Origin of the sequence: [Clostridium] saccharolyticum WM1 (assembly GCF_000144625.1) — a bacterium.
Taxonomy (GTDB): Bacteria; Bacillota; Clostridia; order Lachnospirales; family Lachnospiraceae; genus Lacrimispora; species Lacrimispora saccharolytica.
Genome location: NC_014376.1, coordinates 3,288,108 through 3,311,193, shown reverse-complemented (window position 1 = coordinate 3,311,193; position 23,086 = coordinate 3,288,108). Strand labels below are relative to the sequence as shown.

Genomic DNA, 23,086 nt, shown 5'->3' with positions numbered 1-23,086 from the left:
CGTGGGTAGCAAAGCATTGGTAAACATGGAACCGGTTGAAGTGTTTCAGTATTTTGAGGAAATCAGCCGTATTCCCAGAGGTTCGGGAAATGAAAGAAGAATCAGCGATTATTTAGTCTCTTTTGCAAAGGAGCACAAGCTGGAGGTCATACAGGATAAAGCGCTGAATGTAATCATTAAGAAGCCGGGTACCAGGGGCTATGAGGACAGCCCCGGCGTTGTGATCCAGGGGCATATGGATATGGTCTGTGAGAAAAGGCCTGATGTAACCCATGATTTTCTGACAGACCCCATTCCGTTGAAAATCGTTGGGGATATGCTTTGCGCAGACGGAACGACTCTCGGAGGGGACGACGGGATCGCGGTCGCCATGGGAATGGCTGTTCTGGCTTCAGATACGCTGGAACATCCGCCGGTGGAATTGGTGGTTACCACTTCTGAAGAGACGGGAATGGATGGCGCCCATGTGTTGGATCCAAAAAATGTATCAGGTAAAACACTTATTAATATTGACTCTGAGGAAGAGGGAATTCTGACAGTAAGCTGTGCAGGCGGCTGTACCTCCAAGATCAATATTCCTATCATATGGGAACGTGTAAATCCCGGACGGGCGGCTTTTACCATTGATATATCAGGTCTGCAGGGCGGACACTCCGGAGCGGAAATACATAAGGGCAGAGCAAATGCCAATAAATTAATGGCCCGCCTGCTGAAAAGTTTAAATACAGAGATGGATATAAATCTATGCTTCGTCAGCGGAGGTTCAAAGCATAACGCCATTGCCCGTGATGCACAGGCTGTCGTATGTGTAAATGCAGACAATGTCTCAGAGCTGATCGCGCAGGTTTCCGGTCTGGAAGAAATCATGAAGGACGAATACAAAGTACCAGATCCGGACATAAAAGTTGAATTAAAGCCTGCTGAAACTATGCCGGAACGAATCATGTCAAAAGATACAAAAGAAAACATCATTAATTTTTTGTATCTGATTCCAAACGGAGTACAAAGCGTAAGCATGGAAATTGAGGGGTTGGTAGAGAGTTCATTGAATCTGGGGGTAGTTCAGATAAAGGAGGATAGTGTTGAAGTCATTAGTTCTATAAGAAGCTCTGTTGGAAGTAGAAAGGATAATATTTACCATACCGTAGCCGCCATTGCCGGCCTTACAAATGGAAAGGTGACTGCTGAATCGGATTATCCGGAATGGAAATATAATCCCGACTCAAAAGTAAGACGGCTTTTCATCGATTTATACGAGAAATTATTCGGTAAAAAACCGCTTATCAGTGCAATTCATGCCGGACTTGAATGCGCGATTTTTGACAAAAAATTTAATGGAAGCCTGGATATGATATCCATTGGGCCAACCATGTTTGGAGTACATACTGCGGAAGAGCAATTAAGTATCCCATCAACCCAGAGGACATGGAAGTATTTAACAGAAGCACTGAAAGCTCTTAAATAACAGCACAGGGGTGACGAAATTATCAAATTTCAATTTATGGCAACCATTGAATCAAGCAATGACAATATAATATAAGGGAGTACTGTGTATGAATCAAAAATTATCAAAAGGAGCATATGGCGGTGTATCCGGAAAAGACTACGTCCCATACGTTTCCAAAAGCTCAGGATTGGGTGGAAATATTACAGTATTAATCATTGGTATTCTTCTGTCTGCATTGTTCGCCGCATCGACTGCTTACTCAGGAATGAAAGCAGGTCTTACAGTTGCCGCAGGGATACCGGGGTCCATATTAGGTTCTGTGTTTATTGCTGTTTTTGCCAGGGAGAAGGGGATTCTTGGAAAGACACTCATGCAGGGGATGGCAAGCGGAGGGGAATCAATAGCCAGCGGCATGATATTTGTTTTACCGGCAATTCTTTTAATTGGTTCCCAAGTGACCTTTGTGGAAGGCTTTGTAATCGGTGTCGGTGGTGCATTGTTTGGCATAGGAGCCGCTTCTCTTGTTTACAATTATTTAATCGTGGAAGAACACGGAACATTGATGTATCCGGAATCAATGGCTATTTCTGAAACCTTGGTTGCTTCGGAAGGAGCGAAAGATTCGCTTAAGTTTATGGGTATCGGATTTGGAATTGGCGGTTTTATAACCATATTGACCAGCTCATTCTTAAATATCACCAACAATGTGATCAGTTTTGTAAATGAACCCTTTTATAAATGGAAATTTCAGATGGAAGTAAACCCCCTACTGCTGGGGATAGGCTTCATTGTTGGCATGCAGGTTTCTGTGACCATGTTTGCCGGTTCCATATTATCCAACTTTGCTGTTACGCCCCTCATCGGCTATTTTGCCTCTTTGGGCAGCGGTGGTCCGGCCGTATGGAATAATCCTGCTGTCAGTATAAATGGTATGGGAGTCGGCGATATAGCAGGAAGCTACGTAAAATATATCGGTGCAGGCATGATGCTTTCCGGCGGCCTGATCGGTGCAATAAAACTGATTCCTACGGTTATCGCTTCTATAAAGGAAACCATGAATGCCAGAGGAAAAAGCTCCGGTGCCGGATCTTCTGTTGAAACAGTTATATTACTGGCAGGAATCATCATAGGCTTGATCGGCGGTTTCCTGGTATCCGGCGGCAACCTTGCCATGGCATTGCTGGGGGCTGTTTTATCCATGATGCTGTCCATGATGTTTGTTATCGTATCCGGCCGTTTAACCGGTACCATCGGAACTTCAAATCTTCCGGTATCCGGAATGACAATTGCTTCCATTGTTATCGTCACATTGCTGTTTGTGGGTTTGGGGTGGAAGAGCGTGGATGATAACAAGGCTCTGCTGCTATTCGGCTCCTTTATTGTCACTGCAATCGCTGCAGCGGGGGGTTACTGCCAATCGCAAAAGGTTTCTTTCATCATCGGCGGAAACAAGAGTGAAATGCAGAAATATTTTGCCATTGCTTCTGTGGCAGGTGTCATGGTAGTTACCTGTGTCATATTATTGCTTTCCAATCAGCTCTCAATGACTGGTGACAATGTTCCTTTTGCATTGCCTCAGGCGAATTTGATGGCAACATTGACAGCCGGAATCATGTCTGGCCAATTACCATGGGTTATGATTATCTGCGGCATTGTGATGGGTATCGTTTTGTTTTTGCTGGGGCTCCCTGTTATGACAGTGGCAATCGGGTTTTATTTACCTATATCCACTACTTCTATTATTTTGATAGGGGCACTGGTCCGTTACTTTGCTGAAAAGTATTCCCGGAATGAGAGAGAAAAGGAAACGAAAGTTTCTAACGGAGTAAGCCTGTCGTCAGGGCTTGTTGCCGGCGGATCAATCATCGGCCTGATCGGAATTGTTCTGCAGGTGACGGGCATTATCAAGGGGACCGGACCAAGCGGATTTGCGAACACAAATGGAATGGCATTTATCTTACTGGTCATTCTTGTAGCAGCCACCGCAATACCGATTTTTAAGAGTGAAGTGAAGAATGTTAGATCATAATGATGATGCTTTCAATATAATATTTAAGATTTCTGATGAACTGGAATATGAGGTTGACAAAAACGGCATTGTGACCATGCTTGAAAAACAGGATCACAAGATTCAGCGGTTTTTTAGAAAACTTGGTTTCAAAATTCCGGAATATAAAAGAATGACGATGGATGAGTATGGAAGCTGCGTTTTTCTTCTGATTGACGGCAGGAAGACCGTCAGGGAAATCGGGAAAAGCCTTGAAGAAACGTACGGTGACAAGGTAGAGCCACTGTATGAAAGACTGCTGTTATTTGTCAGTCATCTGGAGCAGCAATTTCACTATATCGAAAATATCAGCAGGGTATAAGAAAGAGTCGGCTAAGCAGATTCCCGCACAGGAGTGTGGCTGCGTCAGCATCCATGCTTTAGCACTGGGAAATCAGAACGCAAAAAAGGCCGGTGCCGGGAGCTGTGTCCCGGCACCGGCCTTTTTTGCGTATCGATGCTTCCGTAATCAGGATCTGTATGGAAACTTAAATGGAGTTTCCCTTCTAAATTAGGTAAAGTCTTTATTATCTCATATATGCATTTGATAGAACGAAGGAAGGTTTAATATGCTGCTTCCATTTCCTTGATCTTTTCATAAAGCATGTCATTGACCGGTACTGATAGTCCATGTTTTGCCGCCAGACGGCGGACAACCCCTGAAAACATTTCCACCTCAGAATACCGTCGGGCGATTCCATCCTGACGCATGGATGGAACACTTTTTGGTGAAAGAGTTTTAATCAGGTTTATGTAGAATCCCATATCTTCTTCCGACAAACCGATCCCTTCTTTTTGGGAAAGGGCGATTACTTCTTCCATGGCTCCGATCAGAGCATCATGGGCCTTTCCGGGCGCAAGGATCCCGCCATAATCCATTTCAAATGCCATGCAGCTCTGATTGATTCCCACGTTCAGCATGAATTTCCCCCAAAGGCGTTTCACAATATTGGCTTCAACTACGTATGGCAGGCCAGCCCTTCCAAAGAATTGGGTAATGTCCTGCAGCCGTGATTCCTGTCCCCCGGTCCTGGTTCCAAGATAGAGGGTGCCCGGAAGGGTGTAGGTAAGACTGGAGCCAAACCTCATGGCATCCATTCCCTGAGCAATGCAATAAAGCACTTTCTCCTCACCGAAGCGCTGTGCAATAATCTCTTCACTGTCGATGCCGTTCATGACCGATAGGATTGTGGTATGAGGACCGATGGCAGATTTCATGGTATCCAGTGCAGATGGAAGGGAGTTGTATTTGACAGCCACAATCAGAAAATCCACCGGCAAGACTTTTGTACAGTCCTGGATCCGGAAGGAAACGGGTTCCCCGTTTATGGTAAAAGGTGTCTGACGGTAACGGTCCATTCTTTCACGGTCCCCAAGAAAGAAGACGGAATCCGGGCCAAGGGCAAAGGAAATCTGGCTGGCATAAAGCATCCCCAGGGCACCCATCCCTACAATCGCTGTTGTTTTTTCGTGATCACTCATAAAGTTTCCTTTCTATAAAGAAGTTTTCTATAAAGAAGATTTCTATAAAGATGCATTAGCTATTGAATCAGGCATTGGCTTTTGTCAAAGCCGCCTGCATTCATACTGTCCTGATAGATTTTTTTCAGCTCTTCCAGATGAAAGGTTCCTTCATCGACCTGATAGTATTTTTTCGTATCCGGCAGATAAAACATGCCTTTTTCGTCCACATTTACCGCTCCGGTCTGCCCTTTTGAATTGGAAAAATAGATCTGATAGGTGGTGGTGCTGTCCAGGGTTCCGTCCGGAACCTCCTTTAAAGAAAAGCCGCGAAGGAGATCCGCCACATTGGATATGGTTTCCTTGTTTTCGTCATAAAAAGAATAACAGATGGAACCATAATATATGGAAACGGATTCGGTTTTTGAAATGTCAACGGGAATGCCGGTAAGATCCTTTGACGCCTCGTTTTTCTGACTCTGGCATGAAGTAAGGGATAACAGAAGCAGGATAATAAGGAAAAAAGTTCTGTATATTTTTTTTGTCATAGGTTACCTCGTGTTTTTAATCTATATTACCATAAGTTCTTAAAAAAGCAAAGAAAAGGAAAGCATTAGCCATGTTTTGTCTGGTAATATCCGGCCAGAATATTAAGATAGGCCTTGGCGTATTTCGGCAGGTACCGGTTTTTCTGGTAAGCAGCTATAAGGGTGTTTTCAATTCGTTCTTTTCCAATGGAAAGGCAGACAGAGGAACTGGGCTCCCTGTCTTTTAAATAATGATAATAGCTTTCAGGTGCAAAGGCGGTTCCCAGGCCTTCCATGGCAAGGCGGATGGACATTTCACTGCTTCTGGTGTGCAGAAGGACATTTGGTTCCATCCCGTAGTCCTTAAATAGCTTTAAAGCCAGGCCGCCCGTGTTCTGGTCTGGATAGAGAAGGATAAAGGATTCGCCGGCAAGAAGGCTTAGATCGATCCAGGGGTATTGAAAGCCTTCTTTATGTTCTGCCTTTTTTATCAGGGGATTTGAGGCTGACAGAACCAGGACCATTTCTTCCTTTCCAATAATCTGGTAATCCAGGCCGGTGGGAAATTCATGGACATTGTAAAACGTTAAGTCAACGGTGTGGTCGGTCAAGGAATGCTCGGCAACAAAGCTGACCTCTTCCATCATGTTCACTGTGACATGGGGATACAGCCGGTGAAAGGTGGAAAGGGTGGGGCCGATCAGGCTGTTCCCAAGCATAATTGGGATGGCAATATTTAGGCGTCCGTGATTCTGGTGCATGATATCATCAAATTCCATATCCCATTCCATGCCATATTCTACAATTTTTTTCGCATAATGGATATAACGTTCTCCAATGTAGGTGGGAAAATAACCGCTTCCCACCCGGTCAAACAGCCGGACTCCAAGCTGGTGCTCCAGGTTTTTTAAATACTTGCTTAAGGAAGGCTGAGAGATAAACAGAGACTCAGCCGCTTTGCTGATGTTTTTCTGCCTGGCAATGGCCAGGATATATCTGGCTTCTTTCAATTCCATAGGTGTTCCCCCTTTATGTGCAGGTTATGGTGTTTCTATTATAGCTTTACTGCATAAAAAATATAGATAATATGTATTTGACGTACAGTATATCATAAATTATAATAAAAGTATAGATATAAATTAACTGAACTTATAAGTGATTATAAGTGTTGACAATGAATGCGAATAAAACCCGTGGGGAGGTCAAGATGAAGAAAAGTAGTGCATTTATAATGGTCGTGCCAGGACTGGTAATATTGGCAGTATGTCTGTTTCTTCCGCTATTAAGAGTGCTGATTCCGTCTTTTCATACCGGGGATTATCCTTTCAGCGCCTATGTGGATTTTTTCCGGGATGAGTATTATCTTAAGATCTTTATGAGGACGGTAAAGGTGGCCTTCCTTACGACGGCTGTCTGTATGACAGCAGGAGTACCCACTGCGTATTTTATCAGCCGGTGCAGGAAAAAATGGAGAGGGATTCTTCTTTCTGTTTCAATTTTTCCCTTAATGACCAATTCCGTCATCAGAAGCTTTGCCTGGATCAATATTTTAGGCAGCAACGGTATTATTAACCGGTTTCTTTTGGCAGCCGGTTTTTTGGAAAAGCCTGCCAAGCTGTTATACACGGACTTTTCCATCATCATTGGCTCCGTTTACCTGTTCCTTCCCCTGATGATCGTTACGGTGGCCGGTGTTATGGAAAATATAGACGATGACATGATGGAAGCAGCTCTTAGCCTGGGGGCGGACCGGTTCAAGGCTTTTATGAAGGTGATTTTCCCCATAAGTCTCCCTGGGATCATCGTAGGAGGCATTCTGGTGTTTACCGGGACATTGACCGCTTATACCACGCCTCAGCTGCTGGGAGGCAATAAACATATGGTTCTTGCCACATTCATCTACCAGAGAGCCATGAGCGTGGGAGACTGGAATGGGGCAGCGGTCATTTCCCTGATCATGATCGTGGTGACACTGGCTGTTATCAAAGGATTGAATGCCTTGTCAGCCAGGTTGGACAGGAGAGGAGGAGGCCATGCGTAAAAATAAAATGCTTACGGGTTTTGCTGTTCTGGTGTTTCTGTTTTTGATCCTGCCCCTTGTGATCATTGCTGTGACTGCTTTTGGAGAGGGCAGTGCCATCACCTTTCCTGTTGAATCCTTTTCTTTCCGTTGGTTTGTCAATGTTTTTGCTTTGAAATCCTTCCGGGTTTCCTTTTTGACCAGCTTAGAAATTGCGCTCCTTGCCACCGTAGCCGCTCTTATTGCAGGAATACCGGCTGCCTATGCCCTGGCAAGGTCCGGGATGAAGGGAAAGGGGATTTTAAAATCCATATTTCTTTCTCCGACCATTGTTCCGGGAATCGTAATCGGCTTTGTTCTTTACCAGTTTCTGGTGCTGACCTTAAGGGTTCCGGTATTTACAGGACTTTTGGCAGGGCATTTCATGGTGACTCTGCCCTACGTGATCCGGGTGGTGGGTTCCAGTCTGGACCAGTTTGATGATTCCGTGGAAGAGGCGGCCTGGAGTCTGGGCTGCACAAAAACAGGAGCGTTTTTCCGGGTAGTGCTTCCGAACATCACATCGGGAATCTCAGCGGCTTTTATGCTGGCTTTTATTAACTCCTTTAATAACATTCCGGTTTCCATGTTTCTCTCAGGTCCAGGGGTATCTACTTTCCCGGCGACCCTTATGAATTACATTGAATATAATTATGACCCTACGGTGTCTGCGGTTTCCGTGCTTTTGATGGCCATAACGGTACTTATCATGGTAATTGTTGACAGGACCCTGGGAATTGCGGCTTTGGCCAAATAGGAGGAAAAATCATGGCATATATGACACTGCAAGACATTGATGTCTGTTTTGATAAGAAAAAACAGATTTTAAAGGGGCTTAATCTGGAGGTGCAGGAAGGGGAGCTGGTTTCTCTTTTAGGGCCAAGCGGCTGCGGAAAGACAACGACCCTTCGGGTGGTGGCCGGATTTATTGAGCCGCAGAAAGGGGTTTTCTCTTTGGATGGAGCCGATTTAACGAAGGTTCCGGTACACAAGAGGAACTTTGGAATCGTATTTCAAAGCTATGCCCTGTTTCCCCATTTAACTGTTTATGACAATGTGGCCTTCGGACTTAAAATGAGAAGGCTTCATAAAGAGGAGATTGATAAAAAGGTGGATCAGATCCTGGAGGTCTGCGGCCTTACGGAGTTCCGGGGGAGGTTTCCCCAGCAGATGTCAGGCGGCCAGAGACAGAGGGTGGCCCTTGCCAGAGCCCTGGTGATCGAGCCAAAGCTTCTCCTTCTTGATGAACCATTAAGCAACCTGGATGCAAAGCTGCGCATTAATATGCGAATGGAGATCAAGAGGATCCAGAAAAAGCTGGGTATTACCACCTTGTTTGTTACCCATGACCAGGAAGAGTGCTTCTCCATTTCGGATAAGGTGGCGGTTATGAACCAGGGAGTGATCGAACAGTTTGACACACCGGAAAACATTTATCAAAAACCCAGCACGGAATTTGTAGCCAGATTTATAGGTTTTGAAAATTTTCTTCCTTTAAAGAGACAGGGGGATGAATATAAAACCCAGTCCGGCGCAGTATTTCAGATAGAAACCTTCCCCAGAGAGGGCGCCTGCATGGGCACCATACGGCCGGAAGATATCCGGGTGGCGGACGCGGGACAGGATCACAACATCCTGGAAGGCACTGTGGGTGTCCGTACATTTCTTGGAAAAGGCTATCAGTACGAGGTCCTTACGGCAGCAGGAAAGTTTCTGGTAAACCGGCCGGCAGAAGAATCATATGAAGAGGGCAGCAGGATCCGCCTTTATCTTCCGGAGTCAAAACTGATCCTGGTGTCCTAAGGATATGGTTCTTGCCCCAGGGCTGGGACCGAAAAGAGGTATACCCGGGGCATATACCAGGAAAACAGGAAAGTCAGGAAATATAGGTAACAACGGCTGATAAAGCCGGTCAATAATAAAAGAGAGGAAGAAGATTATGAAGAAAGTATTGGCATTATCCCTGTGTGCAGCCATTGTATTAACAGGCTGCGGCGGTGCCGGATCTGCAGGAACAACGGCGGCAGGTGAGAAAAAGAGCGGCACAGAAGAAAAGAAACTGGTATTATCCACTTATGGCCTAAGCGAGGATATCTCAGAGGAAGAGGTGTACAAGCCTTTTGAGGATCAGTTTAACTGCAAGATCGTTACAGAGACGGGAAGTACCAATGAGCGCTACACAAAGCTTTCTGCCAACTCCGAAAGCGCCATTGATGTGATCGAATTATCACAGGCTATGACAGCAAAGGGGATGGAAGAGGGCTTGTTTGAGCCTCTGGATTTAGGCAAGATCGAGAACAGCCAGTATTTGATCAAAGCAGCAAAGACCATGGCAGATGCGGGACAGGGAGTTGCCTATACCATCAACAGCATCGGCATTATGTATGATCCGGAGGCAGTAGGATTTGAGATCAAGAGTTTTGATGATTTGTGGAAAGCGGAACTGGAAGGAAGCGTAGCCATTCCGGATATTACCACTACCTTTGGTCCTGCCATGGTTTATATGGCAAGCGATTACAAGGGGGTAGATGTAACCAGTGACAAGGGAGCGGCTGCTTTTGAGGCATTGGAGGAATTAAAGCCAAACCTTGTGAAAACTTATGCAAAGTCTTCTGACTTAATCAACATGTTTACTTCCGGAGAAATCAAGGCTGCCATTGTAGGTGACTTCGGTGTTCCCACGATCAAGGAAGCAAGCCCGGATCTGGTGTATGTGACTCCTGATGTGACCTATGCAAACTTTAATACCATCAGCATCACCAAGAACTGCAAGGACAAGGAACTGGCTTATGCATACATTAATTACCGGTTGAGCAAGGAATTGCAGAGTAAGACAACCAAGGCATTAAACGAAGCGCCTACCAACAATCAGGTGGAGGTTTCCGAAGAAGATTCCGCAAACATGACGTACGGAGAAACTGCGGAACGTGCAAAGGTTCTGGATTACGCTTTTGTCAATCCCATATTAAGCGACTGGATCGACCAGTGGAACCGTATTATCAATAATTAAGGACAGAGAGAAATGAAGGTTGACTTATTAGTACAAAATGGATGGGTCTACCGGACATACAGGCAATGTTTTGAAAAAATGGACATTGCGGTTGTAGGGGAAAGGTTTTACGACATTTCCCCTTCCTCATTTCATGGGAACGAAGAAAGTGATCCTATGACCGGAGGGACGGCCCCGGAAGCAGCGCCTTTTACGGAACGTTGTACGGCAGCATCCCATAAGCCGTGTTTTGAGGCGGAATGTGTGGTGGATGCTAGTGGAAAATATATCATACCAGGACTGATCGATATTCATATGCACATCGAAAGCTCCATGACATATCCAGGTGAGTTTTCCAGGGCAGTCCTGCCCTGGGGAGTCACCTGTGTGGTGGCTGATCCCCATGAAATCGCCAATGTATTCGGGTTGGAAGGAATAAAAAGCTTAATGGAACAGGAAACAGAGCTGGACATCTATTACGGGATTCCATCCAGCGTTCCTTCCACAAGAAGTGAGCTGGAAACCTCAGGCGGGGTAATCGGGGAAGAGGAAGTCAGGGAGCTTTTAAAGAATGATAAAGTCATCTGCCTGGGAGAGGTGATGAATGACTTAGATCTGGTTTCCGTGGAAGATACCCGGATCAAACGAATCGTCAGCCTGTGCCGAAACGGGGGGCGCAGGTTAAAGATAGAAGGCCATTGCCCCGCCCTGTCCGGGGAAGACCTGGCGGGCTTTATCCGGGGGGGCGTGGATGCAGACCATACCCAGCAGACAAGGTCTTCGGTTCTGGAAAAGACGGATATGGGCATGTTTCTGGAGCTGCAGGCAAAATCCCTGACATCCGATGTGGTGGAAACAGTCATAAGCTACGGTCTTTATGAAAATGTAGCCCTTGTTACGGATGACACCATGCCCGACCATTTGGTGAAGGGGCATTTAAACCAGATCCTTCGTTTGGCGGTGGAGCAGGGGATGCCGCCAGAAAAGGCCATATATTGTGCAACTCTGACTCCGGCCAGGCGCATGGGTCTTGATGACAGGGGGATGATCGCCCCGGGAAAGCTGGCGGATTTCGTTGTTCTTGATGATCTGGCAGGCTTTTGCCCTTCTGCAGTTTATAAAAACGGAAAACAGCATATAAAAAACCAGGATTCTCCCAAGGCAGTTTTCCCGGATCATTTTTACCAGTCCGTAAAATGCAGACTGGCCCTGGCTTCTGATTTTAAACTGAACCGGTGCGAAATACGTGAGGGAACAGCAACCGTCAATGTTATGGAAATCCAGGACTTTGGAACAAGAGTCAGGCATGGGAAGCGGGTCATTCCCATTCGCAACAGATGCCTTTGCTGGCAGGAGGCAGGCCTTTGCCTGGCAGCAGTTTTTGAACGATATGGTAAAACAGGAGATGTTTCCTATGGACTTGTAGACCATGCCTTACAGTCTCCCGGAGCCGTGGCTACCACCTGGAGCCATGACAGCCACAATCTGCTGGTTCTTGGAAATTCGGTGGAAGACATGGTGCTTGCACAGAACCGGGTAGTTCACATGCAGGGCGGATATGTAACGGCCAGGGAAGGAAAGATCACGTCGTGTGCATCTCTTCCTGTAGGAGGGATTCTTTCTGACGGAAGCCTGTTAAAGCTTTCCGGGGAACTGGGGGGAGTAAGAGAGGAAATCCAGGCCATGGGATATGTAAACAGCAATGTCATCATGTCCATTTCTACTTTGACGCTTCTGGTTTCGCCGGATCTAAAGATAAGTGATAAGGGATTGTTTGATGTAAAGACAAAGGAAGCGGTACCTTTGGTGGAAAAACAGGAACAAGCTATCATAAGGTAAAGGTTGATAAGTGTGAGAACGATAATCATAAATGTAACTGTGGTAACAATGAATGATCAACGGGAGATTCATGATCCTGGCTTCGTGATGTTTGAAAATGATATCATCACGGCGGTGGGAGATATGAAGGATCTGCCGGATAAAGCCGGTCTTTTGCATACCGTAACCGTAGATGGGAGGAACGGAATTCTGATGCCAGGGATGGTAAATCTCCACACCCATATGGGTATGGTCCCTTTTCGCGGCCTTGGAGATGATTGCAAAGACCGGCTCAGGGTATTTTTGCTCCCCATGGAGCAGAAGACCATGGATGAAGAGCTGGTATACCTGTCCACCCGCTACGGGGCAGGAGAGATGCTTCTTGGCGGCGTGACCACGGCTCTTGATATGTATTACTTTGAGGAGGAAGCCGCAAAGGCCATGGATGAGATGGGGATGAGAGGGATCACAGGACAGACGGTGATGGATGAGGGAGCCTGTGATTTTGCCCATCCCCGTGAAGCTCTTGCTTATGGGGAAAATCTGATAAAAAAATACCGGTCCCATCCCCGGATATCGGCCTGCATAGCACCCCACGGGACGAACACCTGCGGAGAGGACCTGCTTTTGGAAGCTTACCGCATGGATTCGTTATATAAGGTTCCCTTTCCCCTGCATATGGCGGAGATGGACTACGAGATGGATTATTTCCGTAAGGAATACGGTATGACACCGGTACGGTATCTGGACAGTCTTCATGTGTTGGGAGAAGAGACTCTGGCGGCCCACTGCATCCATATGACAGAAGAAGACCTTCTGTTATTTAAGGAGAAAGGGGCAAGGGTGGCTCACTGCATTGGTTCCAATACAAAGGCGGCTAAGGGCGTGGCTCCCGTAAGCTCCATGCTGAGGCTGGCAATCCCCGTAGGCCTTGGGACGGATGGCCCTGCCAGCGGAAACACTCTGGATATTTTTACCCAAATGAAGCTTTGTGCTAATTTTCATAAAAATGAGACCAGGGACCGGAGTGCATTTCCGGCGGAAACCATTGTGGCCATGGCTACCATTCAAGGTGCAAAGGCTATGGGTCTTCATGATCTTACAGGCTCTTTAGAGCCTGGAAAACAGGCAGACATGGTTTTGGTTGAAACGCATTCCCCCAACATGTTTCCGGTTTATAACCCCTACTCTGCCCTGGTTTACAGCGCCAATCCTTCCAATGTGGAAGAAGTGTACGTGGCAGGGGAATGTCTGGTGAAAGGGAAGAAGCTTGTAAAATCAGACATGGATGAAATCAGGAAGGCTCTTTCCGAAAAGATGAAAAAAACGGATTTTGGAATTTATATGGCAAAAATGGGAAATATTTATTGAGTGAAGGGTTTGCCGGATGCTCATAATAGATGAATAGAAAGAAGTTGTTAAGGACAATTAAAAATTAGAATTCACCCTCTCTTATTTAATAGAAATAATTGACAACCATATTTCCCTGTGGTAAACTGTATCAGTACAAATACGCGCCGATACCCGGTATTTCGGATACTCCAGCCTTTACTTGGTATGAGGTGAGAATTTAAGACTAAAGGAGGAAATCACATGATTTCAAAGGAAAAGAAAGCAGCTATCATTGCTGAATATGGCAGAAAGGCCGGCGACACCGGTTCACCAGAAGTACAGATCGCAATTCTGACAGAAAGAATCACAGAATTAACCGATCATCTTCAGAAGAACCCGAAAGATCATCATTCCAGAAGAGGTCTTCTGATGATGGTTGGCCAGAGAAGAGGTCTTCTTGATTATTTAAAGAAGACAGACCTGGAAAGCTATCGTTCCTTGATCGAGAAGTTAGGAATCAGAAAATAAAAAACAATTTAGGGTGGAGAACTTCTCCACCCTATCTGTCTATTAAGAAAAGAATATTAAAAGTAGAAGCATTCCCCGAGACCGCTGATGTGCGCGTAATAAGCAGAGCCAGGAGGCGGGAGGGGTAGAAGGATATGCAAGCATATCCTTCTACCCCTCCAGTCTCTTGGCGAGCATCCGCGAATGAGGGACCAAAGGTCCCGAATTTGGGGCTGCATATTCAGCCTTTGGCAGAATATGCTTATGTTTCCTGGCGGGCCGCACAAGCAAATCATTTCTTGCGCGCAGATCAGTAGTTTCGGCGTCTTCTACTGTTAATATAAATGATTAATCCAATTAAAGGAGATACCAGTATGTTCAAGAGTTTTAGTATGGAACTGGCCGGCAGAACATTGACCGTTGATGTCGGCAGAGTAGCAAAGCAGGCAAACGGCGCAGCGTTCATGCATTATGGTGACACCGTAGTATTGGCCACTGCAACTGCTTCCGATAAGCCAAGGGATGGAATCGACTTCTTCCCCTTGAGTGTAGAGTATGAAGAAAAATTATACGCCGTTGGAAAGATTCCCGGCGGATTCAACAAAAGAGAGGGAAAGGCGTCTGAAAATGCCATTTTAACGTCCCGTGTGATTGACCGTCCTATGAGACCTTTGTTTCCCAAGGATTACCGCAACGATGTAACCTTAGATAACATCGTTATGTCCGTAGACCAGGACTGCAGCCCGGAGCTGACTGCCATGTTAGGCTCAGCCATTGCAACCTGCATTTCCGATATTCCCTTTGACGGTCCCTGTGCCTCCACCCAGATCGGCCTTGTAGACGGAGAACTTGTGGTTAACCCGACCCAGGCTCAGAAACAGGTATCTGATATGGCACTTACGGTGGCGTCCACAAGAGAAAAAGTCATTATGATCGAGGCAGGAGCCAATGAGGTGCCGGAAGATAAGATGATCGAGGCCATTTTCAAAGCACATGAAGTAAACCAGGAAATCATCAAATTCATTGACACCATCGTAGCAGAATGCGGTAAGCCAAAGCACGGATATACCAGCTGTGCCGTTCCGGAAGAGCTGTTTGCAGCGATCAAGGAAATCGTCACTCCGGAAGAGATGGAGGTTGCTGTATTCACCGATGAAAAGCAGGTGAGAGAAGAGAACATCCGCAACATCACGGCGAAACTGGAAGAAGCCTTTGCGGATAAGGAAGAGTGGCTGTCTGTATTGGGAGAAGCCATTTACCAGTACCAGAAAAAGACCGTCCGCAAGATGATCTTAAAGGACCACAAGCGTCCGGATGGCCGTGCCATGGATCAGATCCGTCATCTGGCGGCAGAGATTGATATGCTTCCCAGAGTTCATGGTTCTGCCATGTTCACCCGCGGCCAGACCCAGATCTTAAATATCTGTACCCTGGCTCCTTTGTCAGAAAGCCAGAGATTAGACGGCATTGATGATATGGAAACATCTAAGAGATATATGCACCACTACAATTTCCCCTCCTTCTCTGTCGGTGAAACAAAGCCTTCCAGAGGACCGGGACGCCGGGAAATCGGTCATGGTGCGCTGGCAGAAAGGGCATTGATCCCTGTTCTTCCCTCTGAGGAAGAATTCCCATATGCCATCCGTACTGTTTCTGAGACCATGGAATCCAATGGATCTACCTCTCAGGCAAGCATCTGCTCTTCATCCATGTCTTTAATGGCCGCCGGTGTTCCCATTAAAGCAGCTGTTGCGGGTATTTCCTGCGGTCTGGTTACCGGAGATACGGATGACGATTATATAGTACTCACCGATATTCAGGGACTGGAAGATTTCTTCGGAGATATGGACTTTAAAGTAGGCGGTACCCATAAAGGGATCACTGCCATCCAGATGGACATAAAGATCCATGGACTTACAAGACCTATTATCGAGGAAGCCATCCGTACGACCAGAAAAGCAAGGCTCTATATCCTTGATGAGGTCATGGCAAAGGCCATTGCTGAGCCTCGTAAGGAAGTAGGAAAGTATGCTCCGAAGATTGACCAGATATCCATTGATCCTCAGAAGATCGGTGATGTGGTAGGGAAGCAGGGGAAGGTGATCAATAAGATCATTGAGGAGACCGGTGTGAAAATTGACATTTCCGATGACGGAAATGTATCGGTATGCGGAACGGATCAGACCATGATCGACCGTGCCATCCAGATCATAAAGAGCATTGTAACAGAGATCGAAGCGGGTCAGATCTTTACAGGAAAGGTTGTGAGGATCATGAACTTCGGTGCTTTTGTTGAACTGGCGCCAAACAAGGATGGTATGATCCACATTTCCAAGCTGTCTGAAAAGAGAGTGGCAAAGGTGGAAGATGTGATCAACATCGGCGATGAAGTTACCGTCAAGGTAATAGAAGTGGATAAAATGGGCAGGATCAACTTAAGCATGAAGCCGGGAGATCTGTCCGCAAAGCCGGAAGATAAGAAAGAAGCAAAAGATACAGAATAAATATGCTATGCCGCAAGGCAGACAGCAGATTGACCGCCGTAAAGATAAAAAACATTGTTGACAAATATACCATTTGAACGTATAATTGGGTGGATCAAAGAAATAAGTATCTGATTTATAATTGAATATGCTTCATTAAGAGGGAGTAGTTTCAATGCATCATCAACATCCTGACTGTCATAGGGCAGCCTGGTGGTGCATGCCAGACAATGGTTACCAGACTTTTAATGTATTTAATCTGAACATTTGATTTTTTTCAGAATAAATGCATTAAAAGTCTTTTTCTTTTCCTTTTTGGGGCAATAATAAATCAGAGAGATCAAAACAGTACATGCTGATGCAGGCTGTCCCAACCGGATGGCAGAATGGAGGAGAGTTTGAAAGACTGGTATCAGAAAACAGAAAAGGAAGTATTAGAAGAGCTTCAGACATCGAAAGAAGGGTTAAGTGACGAGGAAGCTGCCGGACTTCTTGCCAGCAAGGGAGAAAATATTCTGGAGGAAGGAAAGAAAAAAAGTACCCTTCAGGTATTTGTCGAGCAGTTCCGTGACCTGCTGGTGGTCATTCTGATTGCAGCGGCTGTCATTTCCATGGTTTCAGGAAATGTGGAAAGTACAATCGTGATTGTGGCAGTGATTGTGCTAAACGCAATTTTGGGAACGGTGCAGCACGAAAAGGCCCAAAAGTCCCTGGCAAGCTTAAAATCCTTATCATCGCCTACAGCTAAGGTGATCCGGAGCGGGCAAAAGCTTGAAATTCCTTCTAGAGGCGTAGTTCCGGGAGACATCCTGCTTCTGGAAGCCGGAGATATGGTAGTGGCTGACGGAAGGATTCTGAATAATTATTCCCTGCAGGTCAATGAAAGCTCCCTGACCGGAGAATCCACCAATGTGGACAAAGAGGAGGGGACTCTTGACTCAGAAGCCCCTCTGGCAGACCGGACCAATATGGTTTATTCCGGAAGCCTGGTTACTTACGGAAGAGCAGTCGTGGCTGTCACAGGAACCGGAATGGATACGGAGATCGGAAAGATTGCCAGCCTGATGAACGCCACGAAGGAAAAGAAAACACCTTTGCAGGTCAGTCTGGATCAGTTTTCCAGCCGTCTTGCCATGGTCATCATGGTGATCTGTGCCCTGGTATTTCTGTTAAGCATTTATCGTAAAATGCCCCTTCTGGATTCCCTCATGTTTGCTGTGGCCCTTGCGGTTGCTGCCATTCCGGAAGCCTTAAGCTCCATCGTAACCATTGTACAGGCAATGGGGACCCAGCGTATGGCCAGAGAAAATGCTATTATCAAGGAGTTAAAGGCAGTGGAAAGCCTTGGCTGCGTATCCGTCATCTGTTCCGATAAGACGGGAACCCTCACCCAGAATAAGATGACGGTACAGGAAATCTATGTGGACGGCAAGGTCTGTCAGCCAGATGAGTTAGACCTTCGCAGCCAGCTTCACCGGTATCTTCTTTACGATGCGGTGCTGACCAATGATTCATCCATTGTGGAGGGGAAGGGGATCGGAGATCCTACAGAGTACGCACTTCTTGAAATGGCTGGAAAGATCAGCTTAAGTCATGATCTTATCAGGGAAATGATGCACCGCCTGGAAGAGCTTCCCTTTGATTCCGACCGGAAGCTGATGAGCACCAAATACCAGCTCCATGGGGTACCCACCATACTGACAAAGGGAGCGGTGGATGTACTGCTGTACCGGACCACCCATATCCGTACCTCTGAGGGTGTCAGGGAACTGACAGAAAAGGACAGGGAGGAGATCCTAGAGCAGAATATGCGATTTTCAGAGAATGGGCTTCGGGTGCTTGCCTTTGCCTATAAGGAAGTGGAAGAAGACCATGTGCTTTCTTTAAGCTCTGAAAACGGCTTTATTTTCATTGGACTTATTTCCATGGTGGATCCGCCGAGAGAAGAGTCTAAGGAAGCGGTAGCCGATGCCAAACGTGCTGGAATCCGGCCGGTTATGATCACAGGAGACCATAAGATCACAGCAACCGCCATAGCAAAGCAGATCGGGATTTTTGAATCAGGAGATCTGGCTGTGACCGGTGCTGAATTAGATGCAATGACGGATGATGAGCTGGATCTGAATATAGCTAAGACCTCTGTATATGCCAGAGTGTCGCCGGAAAATAAGATCCGTATTGTGGATGCCTGGCAGCGGAGGGGAAATGTTGTTTCCATGACAGGAGACGGAGTCAATGATGCCCCTGCCTTAAAAAAGGCGGACATCGGAGTTGCCATGGGAATCACCGGAACAGAGGTTTCCAAGGATGCCGCCTCCATGATCCTGGCAGATGATAATTTCGCTACCATAATAAAAGCTGTTGCCAATGGCCGTAACGTGTACCGGAACATAAAGAATGCCATTCAGTTTTTACTTTCCGGCAATATGGCCGGAATCCTTTCCGTTCTTTATACATCCATTATGGCCCTTCCCGTTCCTTTTGCTCCGGTCCACCTGTTGTTCATTAACCTGCTTACAGACTCGCTTCCGGCAATCGCCATTGGTATGGAGCCTGCGGAGCATGGCCTGCTTAACAGGAAGCCGAGAGATCCCAAAGAGGGAATCCTGTCCAAAGAATTTTTGATGAAAATACTGGTGCAGGGCGGTCTCATTGCCGTATGTAGCATGGCGGCTTTCCATATTGGATTAAGACAGGGCAGCGCAGCCACAGCAAGCACCATGGCATTCTGTACCCTGACCCTTTCCCGGTTGTTCCATGGATTCAACTGCAGAAGCCGTCATTCTATTTTCCGGATTGGCTTTAAAACAAACTGGTACAGCCTGGGAGCATTTCTTGCCGGTGTTTCCCTCTTAAGCCTTGTTATGTTTGTGCCCGTACTGGAAAGACTGTTTTCCGTAACTCCTCTTTCCGGCAGCCAGATCGGCATGGTGTATGGTCTTGCAGTCATCCCTACCGTAGTGATACAGCTTACAAAAATAATAAAGGAAAACAGGAAATAATTTCTTGTAAAAAAAGAGGCTCAACCGCAAAAAAAGTGTTGAACCTCTTTTTTAAAAATGATAAAATACTTCAGTATATAAAAAAATTTTATATAGGAGAAAGGACGACACATGACAGGACAACCTTCAGTTAAAGTAAGAAATTACGGACCGCTGTCCAGGCGGACGAAATTCCAGATTCTTGCCCTGGTGCCGATTTATTTTATTGTTGCAGGCTTCTTTCTGCAGCCGTTTGATGGAATTTGGAGGGGGATCATTACAATTGTCAGGGAGCCAGATTTCCTGATCACGGATTATTTTGCTATTGGCGGAGTGGGAGCTGCGTTTGTTAACGCGGGTGTATTAACCTTATTAAGTATTGCTATTGTTTATTTTCTTGGTATGGAGATGAGCGGCCATACTATAACCTCATGCTTTCTCATGTTTGGTTTTTCCCTTTTCGGAAAAAATATCATGAATATATGGGCGATCATGATGGGAATTTGCCTGTATTCTTATTATCACAAGACTTCCATAACACGTTATATTTATGTTGGCTTTTACGGGACTTCTTTGTCCCCGATTATTACTCAGATCATGCAGATCGGTAATCTGCACCTGGCATCCAGGCTGATTCTGAGCATCATTGTTGGATTGGGAATTGGATTTGTACTCCCGCCCCTGTCCACGCATACCCACTATGCCCATAAGGGATATTCTCTTTATAATGTGGGTTTTTCCGCCGGCATCATTGCCATTGTCATCGTATCTTTGATGAAATCCTTTGGAATTAACATTGAAGCAAGACTGATCTGGTCGGAAGGAAACAATGTGCTTTTTGCTGGGCTGCTTTTGTTTTTATTTCTTGGAATGATCATTTTTGCATTTTTTCTGTCAGATAATGTAGGAAAGCGTTATATGGACATACTGAAAACATACGGCTTAAGCGGGACGGATTATGTGAAAAGTGACGGATTTGGGCCTACACTTCTAAATATGGGAATCAACGGTATTGTATCAACCCTGATTCTTGTTATAATAGGAGGGGATTTAAACGGACCAACCATTGGAGGGATATTTACCATAGTGGGTTTCAGTGCCACTGGAAAACATCTTCGGAATATCGTCCCTATTATGGTGGGCGTTATTCTTGGCGGGGTGATCCAGAACTGGAGCATTACGGATCCCAGTGCCATTCTGGCTCTTTTACTGTCTACCACCCTTGCGCCCATTGCCGGTGAGTTCGGGGTTGCTGCCGGGCTTATAGCCGGATTTCTTCATTCTGCAGCAGCTCTTAATGTTGGTATCGTATACGGCGGAATGAATCTTTATAACAATGGCTTTGCCGGTGGTCTTATAGCCACGTTCCTTGTGCCGGTGATCCAGTCCATACGGGACAGAAAGGCCCATGCAAAGGTCCATGACTCCTTGTAATTTCGTAAGATTCAACAGGCAGAGCAGAATAAATGATAAGAACAGGACAATTTGGAAATGTTGTATCACATAACGGATGGGACAGTTACTGCCGGAGGCAGCCTGATCCTGTCGCATATTGATTTTGAAGTACATGGCAGGGAAAAAATAGCGGTGGTGGGAAATAACGGGGCCGGAAAAACCACACTTTTAAGGCTGATCGCAGGAGAACTGGATTTAGACCGGGATGACAAACGGGATGGCCCTGGCATCATCAGTTCCAGAAAACTGACCATAGGATACTTGAAGCAGCAGGCATTTGAGGATAAAGGAAGGACAGTGGAGGAAGAGCTGCTGTCCTCCTGTCCTTTTAGAGAATCCTTTGCTATGGAGCGGTTTGAATATGAACGGGAATATGATATCCTGTTTACTGGGTTTGGATTTACGAAGGAAGACAAAAAGAAACGTCTTTCCCAGTTTTCCGGTGGGGAACAGACGAAGATTGCCCTTATCCGCCATTTGCTGCAGAAGCCTGATATCCTTCTTATGGATGAGCCTACCAACCATCTGGATATTCAGGCGGCGGAGTGGCTGGAGCAGTATATGAAGCAGTATGAAAAGGCAGTGGTGATGGTATCCCATGACCGTTTTTTTCTGGATCAGACGGCTTCTGTAGTATATGAGCTTTCCGGAAAGAAGCTTACCCGGTATCCAGGAAATTATACCCATTACCGGGAAGAGAAAAGGAAGGCTCTCCGCATACAGACAAAAGCCTATGAGCGTCATCAGGAGGAGCTGAAACGTTTAAACGGTCTTGTAGAGCGGTTTAAGAATAAACCCAATAAGGCCTCTTTTGCCAGAGCAAAGAAAAAGGCAATGGAACGGATGGGACAGGCAGAAAAGCCGGCCGAGGATGATATCCACATGTTCACAGGTCCTTTGGAACCTGCTTTTTTAGGAAGCAAGCAGGTTTTTGAAGCAGAACATTTGAAGATCGGCTATGGCCGCCCCCTTATGGAGCTGACCTTAAGGATCAGCCGTGGGCAGAAAATAGGGATCCTTGGTCCTAACGGTGCCGGAAAAACCACATTTCTAAAAACTGCGGCAGGCCTTATCCCTCCAATTTCCGGGGAACATTCTCTGGGGAACCAGATTACCATTGGCTATTTTGACCAGCATTCCTCGGAATTTGATTCAGATAAGTCCGTCGCAAAGCATTTCCATGACCTCTTTCCATCACTGACGGAAAAGGAGGTCCGCAGTATTTTGGGAGCATACCTGTTTGGCGGAAAAGAAGCAGAAAAGCGGGTGAGCTTTCTGTCCGGCGGGGAAAAGGCAAGGCTTGTCCTGGCAGAGCTTTTGCAGAGCAGGCCTAATTTTCTGATTTTGGATGAACCCACCAACCATATGGATATCAGGGCTAAGGAAACTCTGGAATCTGCTTTTCGGGCTTATACTGGAACTATTTTATTTGTATCTCATGACCGATACTTTTTAAGCCGGGTAGCTGAATCGGTTCTTATATTTGAAAATCAATCCGCTTTTTACTACCCCTTTGGCTATGAACATTATCTGGAACGATGCAGAAAGGCAGAAAAGGGGGAGGGGATCGCGGCACAGATCAGGGCAGAGGAACAGGCCCTGATTGCAGGAATGCGGGGAGTCCCTAAGGCAGAACGGCACCGCTTAAGAGAGATACCGGAAGAAGAAGCGTATCTGGATTGGAAGCTTGGGCTGATTCTTAAACGTCTCGTGCCTGCTAGGGACCGGGTGATGGAATTAACGGTCTCCATGGATTCCCTGAAGGAAAGGTGGCTGGAATCGGAAGGCTTCTGGAATGGAGAAGAATGGGAGGAATCCGGTTCCTATGAGAGTCTTAAGAAGGAGCTTGATATAGCATGGACAGATTGGCACCAACGATGCCTGGAATGGTTTGATATGGCTTTTGAAGATGAGATATAAAATAAAGAAGTGCAGGGCATTGGCGGCTGTTCCGCCAATGCCCTGCACTTCTTATGTAAA

General features: G+C 46.2%; 17 protein-coding genes. 14 read left to right on the top strand and 3 right to left on the bottom strand.

The window, feature by feature from the left end; genetic code table 11:
- Nucleotide 1 precedes the first annotated feature (1 nt).
- The 3 genes from CLOSA_RS15290 (at nt 2) to CLOSA_RS15280 (ending at nt 3,816) form a co-directional block, all read left to right on the top strand.
- Nucleotides 2-1,465, top strand: coding sequence for an aminoacyl-histidine dipeptidase (locus CLOSA_RS15290; protein ID WP_013273669.1), 1,464 nt, complete (start codon nt 2-4; stop codon nt 1,463-1,465).
- An 88-nt stretch (nt 1,466-1,553) separates the two neighbouring features.
- On the top strand, nt 1,554-3,476 hold the full coding sequence (locus CLOSA_RS15285) for an OPT/YSL family transporter (RefSeq protein WP_013273668.1): 1,923 nt from the start codon (nt 1,554-1,556) through the stop codon (nt 3,474-3,476).
- Nucleotides 3,463-3,816, top strand: coding sequence for a PqqD family protein (locus CLOSA_RS15280; protein ID WP_013273667.1), 354 nt, complete (start codon nt 3,463-3,465; stop codon nt 3,814-3,816). Before CLOSA_RS15285 ends, CLOSA_RS15280 begins: the two co-directional genes overlap by 14 nt.
- A 242-nt stretch (nt 3,817-4,058) precedes the next feature.
- Here the strand turns inward: CLOSA_RS15280 and CLOSA_RS15275 are convergent, their stop codons facing one another.
- From CLOSA_RS15275 to CLOSA_RS15265, 3 genes are all read right to left on the bottom strand, one after another.
- Nucleotides 4,059-4,976, bottom strand: a complete 918-nt coding sequence (locus CLOSA_RS15275) for a ketopantoate reductase family protein (RefSeq protein WP_013273666.1) — start codon at nt 4,974-4,976, stop codon at nt 4,059-4,061.
- Between the two features lie 59 nt (nt 4,977-5,035).
- Nucleotides 5,036-5,503, bottom strand: a complete 468-nt coding sequence (locus CLOSA_RS15270; protein ID WP_013273665.1) for a hypothetical protein — start codon at nt 5,501-5,503, stop codon at nt 5,036-5,038.
- 65 nt (nt 5,504-5,568) lie between these two features.
- A complete protein-coding gene (locus CLOSA_RS15265; RefSeq protein WP_013273664.1) occupies nt 5,569-6,498 on the bottom strand; it encodes a LysR family transcriptional regulator in 930 nt (309 codons plus the stop codon).
- 191 nt (nt 6,499-6,689) lie between these two features.
- Here CLOSA_RS15265 and CLOSA_RS15260 point away from each other — a divergent pair, with 191 nt between their 5' ends.
- The 11 genes from CLOSA_RS15260 to CLOSA_RS15210 all read left to right on the top strand — a co-directional run bounded on the left by CLOSA_RS15260 (nt 6,690) and on the right by CLOSA_RS15210 (nt 23,026).
- Complete coding sequence (locus tag CLOSA_RS15260; protein WP_013273663.1) at nt 6,690-7,523, top strand: ABC transporter permease; 834 nt, start codon at nt 6,690-6,692, stop codon at nt 7,521-7,523.
- Entirely contained in the window at nt 7,516-8,298 is a 783-nt protein-coding gene (locus CLOSA_RS15255) for an ABC transporter permease (RefSeq protein WP_013273662.1), read from the top strand. Before CLOSA_RS15260 ends, CLOSA_RS15255 begins: the two co-directional genes overlap by 8 nt.
- 11 nt (nt 8,299-8,309) lie before the next feature.
- The gene (locus tag CLOSA_RS15250) at nt 8,310-9,344 is read left to right on the top strand and encodes an ABC transporter ATP-binding protein (protein ID WP_013273661.1); all 1,035 of its coding nucleotides are present in this window, start codon (nt 8,310-8,312) and stop codon (nt 9,342-9,344) included.
- Between the two features lie 136 nt (nt 9,345-9,480).
- Complete coding sequence (locus CLOSA_RS15245) at nt 9,481-10,551, top strand: ABC transporter substrate-binding protein (RefSeq protein ID WP_013273660.1); 1,071 nt, start codon at nt 9,481-9,483, stop codon at nt 10,549-10,551.
- Between the two features lie 12 nt (nt 10,552-10,563).
- Nucleotides 10,564-12,369 carry an adenine deaminase C-terminal domain-containing protein gene (locus tag CLOSA_RS15240; protein ID WP_013273659.1) on the top strand — a complete coding sequence of 602 codons (1,806 nt, stop codon included), beginning with the start codon at nt 10,564-10,566 and terminating at the stop codon, nt 12,367-12,369.
- 12 nt (nt 12,370-12,381) lie between these two features.
- Nucleotides 12,382-13,719: an amidohydrolase gene (locus CLOSA_RS15235; protein WP_013273658.1), complete on the top strand. Its 1,338-nt coding sequence runs from the start codon at nt 12,382-12,384 to the stop codon at nt 13,717-13,719.
- Nucleotides 13,720-13,941: 222 nt separating this feature from the next.
- Nucleotides 13,942-14,208, top strand: coding sequence for a 30S ribosomal protein S15 (gene rpsO / locus CLOSA_RS15230; protein WP_013273657.1), 267 nt, complete (start codon nt 13,942-13,944; stop codon nt 14,206-14,208).
- A 353-nt stretch (nt 14,209-14,561) separates the two neighbouring features.
- Nucleotides 14,562-16,691, top strand: a complete 2,130-nt coding sequence (locus CLOSA_RS15225) for a polyribonucleotide nucleotidyltransferase (RefSeq protein ID WP_013273656.1) — start codon at nt 14,562-14,564, stop codon at nt 16,689-16,691.
- Nucleotides 16,692-17,068: 377 nt separating this feature from the next.
- Entirely contained in the window at nt 17,069-19,672 is a 2,604-nt protein-coding gene (locus tag CLOSA_RS15220) for a cation-translocating P-type ATPase (RefSeq protein ID WP_013273655.1), read from the top strand.
- A 111-nt stretch (nt 19,673-19,783) separates the two neighbouring features.
- Nucleotides 19,784-21,085 (top strand): DUF1576 domain-containing protein, encoded by a 1,302-nt coding sequence (locus CLOSA_RS15215; RefSeq protein ID WP_013273654.1) that lies wholly within the window; start codon nt 19,784-19,786, stop codon nt 21,083-21,085.
- Nucleotides 21,086-21,142: 57 nt separating this feature from the next.
- Nucleotides 21,143-23,026, top strand: a complete 1,884-nt coding sequence (locus CLOSA_RS15210; RefSeq protein WP_013273653.1) for an ABC-F family ATP-binding cassette domain-containing protein — start codon at nt 21,143-21,145, stop codon at nt 23,024-23,026.
- Nucleotides 23,027-23,086 lie beyond the last annotated feature (60 nt).

Coding starts and splice junctions, on each gene's coding strand:
- CLOSA_RS15285 (WP_013273668.1), top strand. CDS start 1,554: ATGAATCAAAAATTATCAAAAGGAGCATATGGCGGTGTATCCGGAAAA.
- CLOSA_RS15280 (WP_013273667.1), top strand. CDS start 3,463: ATGTTAGATCATAATGATGATGCTTTCAATATAATATTTAAGATTTCT.
- CLOSA_RS15275 (WP_013273666.1), bottom strand. CDS start 4,976: ATGAGTGATCACGAAAAAACAACAGCGATTGTAGGGATGGGTGCCCTG.
- CLOSA_RS15270 (WP_013273665.1), bottom strand. CDS start 5,503: ATGACAAAAAAAATATACAGAACTTTTTTCCTTATTATCCTGCTTCTG.
- CLOSA_RS15265 (WP_013273664.1), bottom strand. CDS start 6,498: ATGGAATTGAAAGAAGCCAGATATATCCTGGCCATTGCCAGGCAGAAA.
- CLOSA_RS15260 (WP_013273663.1), top strand. CDS start 6,690: ATGAAGAAAAGTAGTGCATTTATAATGGTCGTGCCAGGACTGGTAATA.
- CLOSA_RS15255 (WP_013273662.1), top strand. CDS start 7,516: ATGCGTAAAAATAAAATGCTTACGGGTTTTGCTGTTCTGGTGTTTCTG.
- CLOSA_RS15250 (WP_013273661.1), top strand. CDS start 8,310: ATGGCATATATGACACTGCAAGACATTGATGTCTGTTTTGATAAGAAA.
- CLOSA_RS15245 (WP_013273660.1), top strand. CDS start 9,481: ATGAAGAAAGTATTGGCATTATCCCTGTGTGCAGCCATTGTATTAACA.
- CLOSA_RS15240 (WP_013273659.1), top strand. CDS start 10,564: ATGAAGGTTGACTTATTAGTACAAAATGGATGGGTCTACCGGACATAC.
- rpsO (WP_013273657.1), top strand. CDS start 13,942: ATGATTTCAAAGGAAAAGAAAGCAGCTATCATTGCTGAATATGGCAGA.
- CLOSA_RS15225 (WP_013273656.1), top strand. CDS start 14,562: ATGTTCAAGAGTTTTAGTATGGAACTGGCCGGCAGAACATTGACCGTT.
- CLOSA_RS15215 (WP_013273654.1), top strand. CDS start 19,784: ATGACAGGACAACCTTCAGTTAAAGTAAGAAATTACGGACCGCTGTCC.
- CLOSA_RS15210 (WP_013273653.1), top strand. CDS start 21,143: ATGTTGTATCACATAACGGATGGGACAGTTACTGCCGGAGGCAGCCTG.